The following is a 12,373-nucleotide window of genomic DNA, read 5'->3' as shown; positions in this document are numbered from 1 at the left end:
GCGATCGACATCTTCGCGTCGACCGGCACGCGCCGGCCGTCGCCGACGAGCAGCAGCATGTCCGGGCGCACCGAACCACCGCCGCCGACGTCGGTCTGCACGGTGAAGTGCAGACCCTCCCGCAGCCCGAGCGAGCGCGCCGTCTCGACGAGGACCTGCTCGCCGAGCTCGCCGCGCCCGTGAATGGAGGCGAAGGTGACTTCGTAGCGGCGAAGCGCGGCGGCGTGCTCGTCGGTCCGCTCGCGCTCCTGCCGCACGGCTAACGTCGCGGCGTCGAGCCGGTGCTGGCTGTCGGCGTACAGCCGCCGGAACAGCACAGCGCCCGCGACGAGCACGAGCAGCAGCACGAAAGCGACGGCGCCGAACACTGCGGCCACCTGAGTCATCTCCTCTTCGCCGGCGATCACGTTCGGGGCCATCATGATCCAGCGCACCGACAATTCCGGGGAGGACGCGGCTGGCGCCCGACGCGAATGGCGTGCCTCCCCCATTTCGGCCGCCGGCCGTCCTAGCTTGATCGCATGCGGGTGCTGCACACCTCCGACTGGCACGTGGGGCGGATGTTCCACGGCCGGGACCTGCTCGCCGACCAGGAGGCGGTGCTCGGTGGCCTCGCGGATCTGGTCGCCGACGAGCGGGTCGACGTCGTCGTGGTGGCCGGCGACCTCTACGACCGCGCGGTGCCCTCCGGCGAGGCCGTGTCGGCGTGCACTCGCATTCTCGACCGGATCAGGTCGGCGGGCGCACGATTGGTGATCACTCCGGGCAACCACGACTCGGCGCCGCGGCTGGGCGCGTTCGCGCCGTTCGCGGAGGCCGGCGGGCTGCACCTGCGCACGTCGATCGCGGAGCTGGACCGGCCGGTGCTGCTAGCGGACGAGCACGGACCCGTCGCGCTGTACGGGATTCCGTACCTGGAGCCAGAGCCGGCCCGGCACTCGCTGGGCATCGACGCGGCCGGGCACGCCGGCGTGCTGGCCGAGGCCATGCGTCGCATCCGGAAGGATCTCGCCGAGCGTGGCGCGCGATCGGTGGTGCTGGCGCACGCGTTCGTCACCGGCGGAGCGCCGAGCGCGTCGGAGCGGACTATCGCGGTCGGCGGCATCGAGCAAGTGCCGATGTCCGTGTTCGGCGGCGTGGACTACGTCGCGCTCGGACATCTCCACGGCCCGCAGCGGCTGGCCGAACACCTGCGCTACGCGGGCAGCCCGCTCGCCTACTCGTTCTCCGAGGCGCGCCACCACAAGTCGGTGTGGCTGGTCGACCTCGACGCACACGGGCTCGCCGGCGTGGAGCGGCGCGAGCTGCCGGTGCCGCGTCCACTCGCGACGGTCAGCGGGACGCTTTCCAGCCTGTTGAGTGACCCGGTACACGATGGGCTGGTCGACAAGTACCTCTCCGTGGAGCTGACGGACCGGGTGCGGCCGACGGATGCGTTGCGGCGGCTGCAAGAGCGGTTCCCGCATGCGGTGCATCTGGACTGGCGGCCCGCGGGCGGTGCCGTGGCGGCGTCGTTGCGGTACACGTCATCGGCGCGGGGCCGGTCCGACCACGACGTGGCCTGCGACTTCGTCGACGACTGCCGCGGGTCGCAGCCGACCGAAGGCGAGCGGGCGTTGCTGCGCGAGGCGCTGGCGGCGGTGGCGAACGAGGAGAAGGCGGAGCCGGCCCAGCAGCGCGGGCACCGAGCGGCATGAGGCTGCACCGGCTCGAGCTGACCGCCTTCGGGCCGTACCCGGGCCGCGAGGTGGTCGACTTCGACCGGCTCGGCGCGGACGGGTTGTTCCTGCTCCACGGCGACACCGGCGCCGGCAAGACGACGCTGCTGGACGCCGTGGCGTTCGCGTTGTTCGGCTCCGTGCCCGGCGTGCGCGACCAGGCGAAGCGGCTGCGGTGCGACTACGCGGACCCGGCCGCCGTGACCGAGGTGCGGCTGGAGCTGAGCGTGCGCGGACACCGGCTTCGGCTCGCCCGGAGCCCGGAGTACGGGCGGCCGAAGAAGCGCGGCGGCGGGACGACGAAGCAGCCGGCCAAGGCGGCGCTGACGTGGGTCGGCGCGGCGCCGAGCGGGCACGCGCCGGACGGGCTCACCCGGATCGACGACGTCGCGCGGACGATCGAGCGGCTTCTCGGTATGAGCAAGGACCAGTTCTTCCAGGTCGTGCTGCTGCCGCAGGGCGAGTTCGCGCGCTTCCTTTGTGCCGACACCGCGGACCGGGAGCGGCTGCTGGAGAAGCTGTTCGGCACGCAGCACTTCGCGTTGGTGGAGCAGTGGTTCCGCGAGCGGCGGGTCACGGCGCGGCAGGCGCTGGACGAGGCGCGGCGGTCGGCGCGGGAGCTCGTGGCGCGGTTGGCCCAGGTGGTGAGGTCGGAACCGCCCGAGGAGACGGGCGAGCCGTGGCTGTCCGGGCTGGAGTCGCGGACGTCGGCCGAAGCGGCAGAGGCGGTGACGCGGGAGCTGGAGGCCTCGGCGGCGCGGGACCGGTGCGAGGCGGCGTATCTCGCGGCACGGACATCGGCGGACCGGGTACGGCGCGTCCGGGCCGCGCGTGCCGAGTTGGCGGCGTTGGCGGAGTCGGCCGACGCACGCGAGGCGGCGCGGAAGGAGCTCGCGGCGGCCCGACGGGCGGCGACGGTGGTCCCGGTGGCGGTCGAGCTGGAGCGGCTGACCGGGCTGGCACGACGCGCGGAAGAGCTGGTGTCCGCACGGCAGGAAGCTCTCGGCGACGCCGGGTGGTCGGGCGAGCAAGGTTCGGCGGCGGCGGATGCCCCGGCTGTCCAGGCGGGGCGGGCGGCGCGTGACGGAGCGGTAGGGGCGGAGAAGGCGGCCGCCGCCGACGAGCGAGCGGCCGTGAGTGGTCAGGACGGGGCGGCCACTGACGCGGAGTGGGCGCGGGAGTTGGCCGGGCGGCTGCGCGAGGAGGCCGGGGCACTCGCCGGGCTGGTCGGCGAGGCGGCGCAGCAGGAGTCCGACCAGGACACTCTCCGGGAGCTGGACCGCCTGTGGCGCACGGCGAACCGCGAGGTTGAACGCCTCGGCGAGCGGATCTCCGCGCTGCCCGGCGAGCTCGAGGCCGGGCGGGAGCGGGTCGCCCACGCGGCGCGGGCCGTGGCGGAGTTGCCTGCCTTGCGGCAAGCCCGGGATGAGCTCGCTGCGCTGGCACATGCCGCACGAAAGGTGCCCGCGGCCGAGGAAGCAGCGCGGGAACGCAAAGACCTGCACACCGAGGCCGTCGACGCGCATCAGCGGGCCCGGGAGGAGCTGCTCGACATCCGGCAGCGGCGGCTCGACGGGATGGCCGCCGAGCTCGCCGGCGCCCTCGAGAGTGGGACGCCGTGCCCGGTGTGCGGGTCCGCCGAGCATCCGGCGCCCGCACACGGCGAAAACGGCCAGGTCACCGCCGAGGACGAGCGCGCGGCGGTGCGTCGGGAGGAGCGGACGGCGACCGCGCGGGCCGAGGCCAACGAGCGGATGCGGGACGCCGAGCGGATGCTCACCGCCTTGCTGGAGCGGCTCGGCGATCGGGACGCCGACGAGCTCGGCGCCGCCTTGCGCGATGCCGAAGCACGGCACGGCGACGCGGCCGCGGAAGCCGCGGCGCATGCGGAGCTGCACGCCTCCGTCAAGGCGCTCGAGGCCGAGGCCGAGCAGGCGCGGGCACGGCTGCGCGACGCCGAGAAGAAGGCCGGCGGGTACGAGCACGAGCGCAACACCCTCCGGGCGCGGATCGGCGAGCGGGCCGAGCGGCTCGCGGCCGCACGCGGCGGGCACGCCGACGTCGGGGCGCGGCGAAAGCACCTGCTCGACACGGCCGCCAAGCTGGCCGAGCTGGCCGCGGCGCGGACCGCGCACGCCGACGCCGAGCAGCGCGTCGAGGAGCAGTGGACGACGCTCGACGCGGCCATCGCCGACGCGGGGTTCGCCGGGCTGGATGACGTCCGGGACGCCGCGCGCGACCGGCCTGTCGTCGAGCGGCTCGAACGGCGGCTCGCGGACGCGCAGGCGAAGGAGGCCGGGCTGCGCCAGGTGCTGGCCGACCCGGAGCTGCAGGACGTCGACCCCGAGCAGGACGTCGACCTCGGCGCCGCGGCCGAGGCGTTCACCGACGCCAAGGATGCGGTCGAGACGGCGGTCGCCGACGCGCGCGCCAAGGGACAGATCGCCAAGGACGTCACCACGCTCGCCGAACGGTTGCGCGTCGCCTGGACCGCACTCGCGCCCGCGGAGGCCGAGTTCGCCGAGCTCGACGCGCTCACCGACGTCGTCAACGGGCGGGGCCAGAACGCCCGCAAGATGTCGCTGCGCGCGTACGTCCTCGCCGCCCGGCTCGAGGAGGTGGCCGTCGCCGCCACCGCACGGCTGCGCCGGATGAGCGACGACCGCTTCTCGTTCGTGCACAACGACGACGCCGAGCGGCGCGGCAAGCGCGGCGGTCTCGGGCTCGACGTGCTCGACGACTACTCCGGCCAGATCCGGCCGGCCAAGACCCTGTCCGGCGGCGAGACGTTCCTCGCCTCGCTCGCGCTCGCGCTGGGCCTCGCCGACGTCGTCGCCGCGGAGACCGGCGGCGCGCTGCTCGACACGCTGTTCGTCGACGAGGGCTTCGGCATGCTCGACGCCGACACGCTCGACGAGGTGATGAACACCCTCGACGAGCTGCGCGCGGGCGGGCGGGTCGTCGGGCTCGTGTCGCACGTGGAGGAGCTGCGGCAACGCATCCCGACCCGGCTGCGCGTGCGCAAGTCGCGTACGGGGTCGACGCTGGAGCTCATCTCGGCGTGACGGGCACGATCAGGTCGGCCGAGGACCGCGTCGCGTTGATCAGCACGGCGTTCCGCTCGTCCGACCCGAAGGTCCGCTCCCGCGCCTCCGCCAGCGTGCGGCCGTACGCGCGATGCCGGTCGATCAGCCACTGGTGCCGGGCGTCCTCGGGCGGGTCCAGGAACCACACCTCGTCCAGCAGGTCCCGCAGGTACCGCCACGGCGGGTCGGCCAGGAGCAGGTAGTTCCCCTCGGTCACGATCAGCCGCACCGACGGCGGCACCGGCACCGCGCCCGCGATCGGCTCCTCGAGGTCACGCCGGAAACCCGGCGCGTACACGACCTCGTCCGGCGGCCGGGACCGCAGGCGGCGCAGCAGGTTCACGTAGCCGGCCGCGTCGAACGTGTCCGGCGCGCCCTTGCGTGCCGTGCGGCCCAGCCGGTTCAGCTCGACCTGCGCGAGGTGGAAGCCGTCCATTCCGACGTAGACGGACGACGGGCCCAGCTCGGCCACCAGCCGCTGCGCGAACGTGGACTTCCCCGCGGCCGGCGCGCCGCAGATCCCGAGCAGCGCACGCTCGCGCGACAGCAACGCCGATGCCCGCTCGACCAGGTCGGCGAACCTCATGAGGCCAGGCGGCGCATCGGCACGACCCACGACCGGGCGCCCTCGTGCCCGATGCGCACGGCCGCCGCGCGGTTGGCGAACCCGATCAGCTCCGGCACCTCCCCCGCGGCCGGCACGCGGCCCAGCCGCGCCACCGCGAGCGCCGCCGCGCCGTGCCAGACGTCGCCCGCGCCGACCGTGTCCAGCACCTCGGTCGGCGCGACATCGACCGAGCCACCGGCGTCGCCGGCCGTCCAGCTCACCGGGTCCGGGCCGGCCGTGCGGATCACGACGGGGTTCGTCAGCTCCGCCGGCGACCGGAACCCCGCCGAGCACGCGCAGATGTCTACATAGGACAGCAGCTCGGCCAGCACCGGCTTCCAGCTGCCCGCGTCCAGCAGCACCGGAACGCCGAGCTCGCGGGCCGAGCGGGCGGCACGCAACGCCAGGTCCGGGTGGTGGCCGTCGACGAGCAGGCAGCCCGCGCCGGCCAGGTCGATGTCGGCGGCCGCGGTCACGCCCGCGGCGTTGTGCGACACGACGGTCCGCTCGCCGTCCGACTCGCGTACGGACACCGCGCTCACCGCGGGTGGCGCGACCCGGTACGGCAGCACGTCGGTCACCTCGACGCCGCACGCGGCGAGGTCGCGGGCGGCCAGCTGCGCCAGCGGGTGCGAGCCGAGCACGGTGGACAGCCGGGCGACCCCGCCGAGCGCGGCGACCGCGACCGCCGCGTTCGCCGCCGGGCCGCCGGCCGCGAGCTCGACCGACGTGGACTGCACCTTCTCGCCCGGCACCGGCAGCGAGCCGACCCGCTGGACGAGGTCGACCGTGCACAGCCCGACCGCGACGACGGCCGGCACGCTCATCGTTGCCTGCTCATCGTTGCCTCCCAAGGGAGAACCGGTCCACGGCCACCGCGGCGATCATCAGCACGCCGACGGCGATGTCCTGGTACAGGGTGTCGACTCCGGACTGGGCGAGCCCGGTCCGCAGCACGACGACGATCAGCGCGCCCGCCAGCGTGCCGAGGACGCTGCCGCGGCCGCCGAACAGGCTGACGCCGCCGACGACCACGGCAGTGATCGAGTCGAGGTTACCGAGCGGCAGGGCCTCTGGGTCGGCGATCGGCACCCGGCCGAGCGCCTGCCACGCGGCGACGCCATAGCACACGCCGGCCGCCACGTAGACGGTCAGCGTCGTGGGCCGCACGCGGATGCCGGCCCGCCGCGCGGCCCGCGGGTCGGCGCCGATCTGCTTGATGTCCTCGCCCCACCGCGTTCTCTTGAGGACGAACCACGCCACGAGGTACATGACGAGCATGAGGCCCATGCCGTAGGTCAGCTCGATGCGACCGAACAGGTACTTCGTCGTGCCGAGCCAGCCGACCGCGCCGTCGGTGACCGAGTACGTGCGGCCCGCCGCGTACAGCCGGACGACCGCGCCGACGATCACGAGCATCCCGAACGTGACGATGAACGGCGGCAGCTTCAGCCCGGTCACGAGCCCGCCGGTGACCGCGGCGACGGCCGCGGCGACGAGCAGGCCCATCAGCAGCGCGACGACTCCGGGCGTGCCGGTCATGGCGAGCTTCGCGACGACGAGCGTGCCGAGGACCGCGACCGCGGCGTTCGCGAGGTCGACGCCCGCGGTCAGGATCACCAGCGCTTGGCCGAGCGCGAGCGTGCCGACCACGAGCGACTGCTCGACCACGAGGGACAGGTTCGCGGCCTGGAAGAACGTGCTGTGAACGAGTCCGAACGCGACGACGAGCACGGCGAGCGCGAGGACCGGGCCGAGGGTGCGCCTGCGCATGGTCGGGAGCCGCGACGACCGAGCGGGCATTCGCGACCTCCACGGCGAGCCTGTTTGCGGCGAAGTTAATGATCTCTGTACGGTCGCACAACCCCTAGCGCAAACGCTTGCGATCTTACCGATCCAGGAGCTGTCCGTGGTCACCATGCGAGACGTCGCCCAGCTGGCAGGCGTGTCCATCACGACGGTCTCGCACGTGGTGAACTCGACGCGGTCGGTAGCGCCGGAGACCAGGGCGAAGGTCCTGGACGCGATCGAGAGCACCGGTTACACGGGCGACGCTATCGCGCGCTCGCTCGTCACCGGCGGCACCCGATCCCTCGGCGTGGCCATCTCGCTGGTCGCGAACCCGTACTTCGCCTCGCTGCTGGCCGCGATCGAAGCGGAGGCCACACGATCGGGCTACACGCTTGTGCTGGCCGGCACGCACGACGAGCCGGCGGCCGAGCAGAACGCGGTCCGGACGCTGCGCTCGCGCCGGGTGGACGGGCTGATCCTCACGCCGTCGCCGGGCGGGGTCGTGCTGCCCGAGCTGCGGGGGCTGGAGCTGCCGATCGTGCTGCTGGACCGGCTGACCACGAGCCAGGACATCGACCAGGTGGGGCCGGAGAACGTGTACGCGACGTCCGGGCTGGTGCGGCATCTGGCGGAGCTCGGACACCGGCGGATCGGGATGATCAGCGGGACGCCCGGGCTGGCGACGACGTCCGAGCGGGTGCTCGGGTACCGGCTGGGGCTTGGCCGGTCACGCCTGCGCTGGGACGACGCGCTCGTGGCGTCCGGGTGCTCGCCCGCCGACGCGATGGGTTCGCTGCTGGACCTGCCGGACCCGCCGACCGCGGTGGTGGCGGGCGACAACGTGATGCTCTCGGGCGTGCTGCACGAATGCCGGCGGCGCGGGCTGCGGGTGGGCGCGGACCTGGCGGTGGTCGGCTACGACGACGTGGAGTGGGCGGACCTGCTGGACCCGCCGATCACGACGGTGGCGCAGCCGATAGCGGACATGGGCCGCACGGCGGTGCGGCTGCTACTGGATCGGATCGCGGACCCGGACAGGACGCCGGTGACGAAGCGCTTGCCGACGACGTTCATGCACCGCCGCTCGTGCGGCTGCCCGTAGGGCTGGCTGACGCTGACCGCGCCCCACCGCACGTCACGCGACCACCGCGCTCGTTCGCGGCCCGTGGATGGCAGCCTCTCCGGGGGCACCCCGTCATCCAGTCTACCGGGGGCCACTGACAATCGTGGGGTTCATGATCCACTTGTGGACAGGCGTGGCGGTTGTGGACAGGTCAGGCGGCGCGCCACAGGTACATGCCCGCGTAGGAGCGCCACGGGCGCCAAGCCGTGCCGCGGGACTCCAGGAAGTCCACATCGGACGGTAGGCCGAGCGCGGCGGCGCCCTTGCGGAGGGCTATGTCCGTCGACAGGAGCACGTCCGGGTCCCCGAGCACTCGCATCAGCACGTAGCCCGCCGTCCACGGGCCGACACCGGCGAAGTGTTGCAGCTCGGCCGATAGCTCGGCCGGGTCGGCGCCCACGTGGACGTCCAGGTCGCCGGTCGCCAGCGCGGCGTTGACCGTCAGCATCGTGTCGATGCGGCGGCGCGGGCCGGTCAGCACGGTCGCCCCCTGGGCGGCGATCGTGGACGGAGTCGGAAACAGCGTGGTCAGTGGGCCGTCCGGAATTGCGAGGGGGTCACCCAGTGCGGCGGCCAGCGCGCCCAGGGCGGTCCGGGCCGCGCCCACCGAGATCTGCTGGCCGATCAGTGCCCGCGTGACGATCTCCGCGCCGTCCACACTGCCCGGCAGCCGGACCCCGGGTACCGCGACGACGGACGGGGCCAGCGCGGGATCCGCGCCGAGCACGGACGACACCGCGGACGGGTCCGCGTCCAGGTCGAACAGCCGCCGCAGGCGCGCCACCGCGCTGCCGAGATCCCGCATGTCGGTCAGCCGCAGCGTGCAGTCGAAGTGCCCGTCCGCCGGCCGCAGCCACGCCGTGCCCGGACCGTGCGGCAGCCGGAGCGTCCGGCCGTACTTACCGTCCACTACGGACTCCACGCCGGGCACCGCCCGCGCCGCCAGGAACGCCATGATCCCCGCCGCGTCGTACGGCGACCGGTACGGCAGCCGCAGCGTCACCTTGCCCGCCGCCGGGCCGCCGGAACGGGACCGCCTGCGCGCGGCCACGCGCAGGCCGGACGGCGTCGTCGCGAACACCGCGCGGATCGTGTCGTTGAACTGCCGCACGCTCGCGAACCCGGCCGCGAACGCGATGTCCGCGAACCCCAGGCCCGTGGTCTCGATCAGCAGCCGTGCCGAGTGCGCGCGGTGCGCCCGCGCGAGCGCCAGCGGCCCGGCCCCGAGCTCCGCCGTGAGCACCCGGGTCAGGTGCCGCTCCGAGTAGCCGACGCGGCGCGCGAGCCCGGGCACGCCCTCGCGCTCCACCACGCCGTCGCTGATCAGCCGCATCGCGCGGCCGGCCAGGTCCGCGCGCAGGTTCCACTCCGGCGAGCCCGGCACGGAGTCCGGCAGGCACCGCCGGCACGCCCGGAAACCGGCCTGCTGTGCCGCGGCCGCGGTCGGGAAGAACATCATGTTCTGCCGCTTCGGCGTGATCGCCGGGCAGGAGGGCCGGCAGTAGATCCGGGTCGTCTTCACGGCCACGATGAACTGGCCGTCGAACCGCGCGTCCCGCGACGCCGACGCCCGGTATCCCTGCTCCTCGTCTATCCGCACACAACTCACTCTGCCAGCACCGACGCCGCTCGGCTCGCGGAAATCCGACACGGCGCTGGACACAAGAGAGCCGCCCCGGGCCGGAACCCGGGGCGGCTCGGAGCAAGAACTCAGCTGACCGACTGGATGACCACGTCGCCGGTCCCGACGAGCGTGTTCGTGTCCGTCAGCACCAGGACGTTGCCGTACAGCACACGACCGGCGGCCGGGATCGCGGCCGGCGTGACCGTGCCGGTCACCGTCCACGTCGCACCGTTCGCCCGCGCCTGGTTCGTGTCGCTGATCTGGATCGACCCGAACGACGGACCAGAGAACACGTCGAGGTAGTCGTACTCCGTCGTGCCGTCCGGCACGGCGAAGCCCTGGACGCGTGCCTCCCAGTTGCCCGCCGCCGGGTTGGCCACGGTCACCTGCTCCTCGGAGTCGCCGTCCGCGGACGACCCGGCTTGCACGCAGGTCCCGCTCGTGCAGTTGAACAGCACCAGGTCGAGGTCGGCACCGCCGTCGGAGGTGTTGCCGATCTTCACCCGAAGCTGCGACGCGCCCGGGGTCACCGTGATCGGGACCCGCTGCTCCTGCCCGTCCGCGATCGACGGCCGGTCGAGGTGCGCGCTACCCAGGCTCGTACCCTGGGCCCGGCCGGTGAACGGGCCGAACGTGTTCGTCAGCGTGTACTGCCGCGTGATCGGCGTGCCGACCGTGCCGGACGCGATCGTGTCCGGGTTCGGCGACACCGACGCGCCCAGCACCGACGCGGTCACCGTGTACGGCGCGAACGCCACGTCCGACGTCCGCCGCGCCTCGACCACGATCTCCCACACGCCGGCCAGCGGGTTGGCGAACGTCCGGCTCGTCGGGCTGCCCGCGTCGCAACCGTTGCCGGGCACCGGCGGGTTGTAGCAGTTCAACGACGACGTGTCCTCGAGCGGCACGCCGTACGGGTGGTTGCGGATGAACCGGATCTGGCCCGCACCCGGCGCCGTGCCACCGCCCTGCAGGTCGATCTTCAGCGCCGGCACGCCGGCCGGGACGCGGACGAAGTAGCTCGTCGTGTCATTGCGCCCGACCTCGCCGCCGTGCCGGACCTGGTAGCCGTTCGCCGCGGTGAAGTCCTCGGCGGCGATGACCGTGTTCATCGTCTGGTACTCGACGCCCGTGGTCGTCGGGCTGTCCAGGTTCAGGATCGCGGAGTGCACGCCGGCCGAGCGCGGGTTCACGGTCACCGGGAACTTGACCGCGCTGCCCTTGCGCAACAAGATCGTCTTCGCCGAGCTGAACGTGCCGTCGTTGCCGACCCAGCGGACCTTGTAGGTCACCGGGCGGTCCGGTCCGGAGTTGCGGGTGAACGTGTACTCCCGCGTGTACCGGTCGCCGCGGTTGACGCCCTCGCGGTCGTAGATGCCGGTACCGATGCCCGGGCCCTGGGCCGTGAGGAACGGCGAGAGGACCGTGTGCACCTCGACCGACGACGTGATGTCGCTGGTGGCGGGGTTCGCCTTCAGCATGTTCCACGCCTTCTGCACGTCGATGAGGCCGTTGCCCTGCTCGTAGGCCTGGTAGTTGGGGATGAACCGGGCCGTCGAGTTGAACGCCAGGCGCAGCTGCGCCGCGTGGTGCGACACGTCGCGCTGGACCGCGGCGCTGACGAGCAGCGTCGCGGCGCCGGCGGCCTGCGGCGAGGCCATCGAGGTGCCCTGCAGCATCGCGTAGCCGGGCGGCAGCTCGTAGGTGCCGGGCACCGGCCCACCGGACTGCCAGGTCGGGATGGTCGAGATGGCCGAGCCCGGCGCGACGATGTTCGGCTTGAACCCGCCGTCCTCACGCGGACCACGGCCGGAGAACGGGTGCAGGTTCTCCTGCTGCGCGACGTCCGAACCGTAGTTGCGCTGCCACGACGCCTTCGTGATGTACGAGCCGACGCCCATCACCTTGGTGCCCAGCGACGGCTGGCTCGTCGTGTTGACGCCCGTGCCGTCGTTGCCGGCGGAGATGAAGATCTGTACGTCGTTCTGCTCGATCAGCCGGTTGTACAGCTGCTCGCGCGCGGTGTTGCCCTCGTTGACCAGGTCCAGGCCACCGATCGACATGTTGACCACGTCGACGCCGGCCTGCTCGACCGCGTAGATCATGCCCTCGTCCAGCGCGTGCGAGGTGCAGCCGGCGACGAAGAGGCACGCGCGGACCGACACGAGCTTCGCACCGGGCGCCGCGCCGCTCATCGAGCCGCCGAACAGCTTGTTGCCGGCCACGATGCCCGCGACGTGCGAGCCGTGCTCGCCGGAGACGATGCCGATGTTGACCGAGTTGGTGTCCGGGTTCGTCTGCACGACGAACGGCATGGACTCCGCCACCGGGGTGGCCGGGTTGTCCGTGCCGAACCGGCCGATGTCCTGCTTGACCTTGTAGTCGGTCATCGGCTTGTCGTCGGCGAAGTTCTTGTTCTGGTTG

Annotated in this window: 9 protein-coding genes; 3 read left to right on the top strand and 6 right to left on the bottom strand. The window is 73.2% G+C overall.

Going from position 1 to position 12,373, the window contains the following annotated elements; translation table 11 throughout:
• The coding region (rmuC, locus tag VH969_RS28085; protein ID WP_331979615.1) for a DNA recombination protein RmuC at positions 1-386 on the bottom strand (386 nt) is incomplete at its 3' end.
• Between the two features lie 135 nt (positions 387-521).
• On the opposite strand from rmuC, the gene VH969_RS28080 reads away from it, so the two are divergent.
• The gene (locus tag VH969_RS28080; protein ID WP_331979610.1) at positions 522-1,697 is read left to right on the top strand and encodes an exonuclease SbcCD subunit D; all 1,176 of its coding nucleotides are present in this window, start codon (positions 522-524) and stop codon (positions 1,695-1,697) included.
• Positions 1,694-4,783 carry an AAA family ATPase gene (locus VH969_RS28075; protein ID WP_331979608.1) on the top strand — a complete coding sequence of 1,030 codons (3,090 nt, stop codon included), beginning with the start codon at positions 1,694-1,696 and terminating at the stop codon, positions 4,781-4,783. The genes VH969_RS28080 and VH969_RS28075 overlap by 4 nt, the downstream gene beginning before the upstream one ends.
• On the opposite strand, the gene VH969_RS28070 is transcribed toward VH969_RS28075, so the two are convergent.
• From VH969_RS28070 to VH969_RS28060, 3 genes are read right to left on the bottom strand one after another with little or no spacing between them, the layout of a single operon-like run.
• Entirely contained in the window at positions 4,770-5,390 is a 621-nt protein-coding gene (locus tag VH969_RS28070; protein WP_331979606.1) for a nucleoside/nucleotide kinase family protein, read from the bottom strand. The two genes, VH969_RS28075 and VH969_RS28070, sit on opposite strands and share 14 nt — an antisense overlap.
• On the bottom strand, positions 5,387-6,238 hold the full coding sequence (locus VH969_RS28065; RefSeq protein WP_331979604.1) for a PfkB family carbohydrate kinase: 852 nt from the start codon (positions 6,236-6,238) through the stop codon (positions 5,387-5,389). Before VH969_RS28065 ends, VH969_RS28070 begins: the two co-directional genes overlap by 4 nt.
• A gap of 10 nt (positions 6,239-6,248) precedes the next feature.
• Positions 6,249-7,214: an ABC transporter permease gene (locus tag VH969_RS28060; RefSeq protein WP_331979602.1), complete on the bottom strand. Its 966-nt coding sequence runs from the start codon at positions 7,212-7,214 to the stop codon at positions 6,249-6,251.
• 115 nt (positions 7,215-7,329) lie between these two features.
• On the opposite strand from VH969_RS28060, the gene VH969_RS28055 reads away from it, so the two are divergent.
• On the top strand, positions 7,330-8,304 hold the full coding sequence (locus VH969_RS28055; protein WP_331979612.1) for a LacI family DNA-binding transcriptional regulator: 975 nt from the start codon (positions 7,330-7,332) through the stop codon (positions 8,302-8,304).
• Between the two features lie 172 nt (positions 8,305-8,476).
• Here the strand turns inward: VH969_RS28055 and VH969_RS28050 are convergent, their stop codons facing one another.
• Together VH969_RS28050 and VH969_RS28045 are read right to left on the bottom strand one after the other, a co-directional pair.
• Positions 8,477-9,925 carry a DNA-3-methyladenine glycosylase 2 family protein gene (locus VH969_RS28050; protein ID WP_331979600.1) on the bottom strand — a complete coding sequence of 483 codons (1,449 nt, stop codon included), beginning with the start codon at positions 9,923-9,925 and terminating at the stop codon, positions 8,477-8,479.
• A gap of 110 nt (positions 9,926-10,035) precedes the next feature.
• On the bottom strand, positions 10,036-12,373 hold a 2,338-nt coding region (locus VH969_RS28045; protein ID WP_331979598.1), incomplete at its 5' end, for a S8 family serine peptidase.

Source organism: Actinophytocola sp., assembly GCF_036555685.1.
Classification (GTDB): domain Bacteria; phylum Actinomycetota; class Actinomycetes; order Mycobacteriales; family Pseudonocardiaceae; genus Actinophytocola.
Note: the sequence above shows the minus strand (reverse complement) of the source record. Positions and strands in the feature narration are given on the sequence as shown.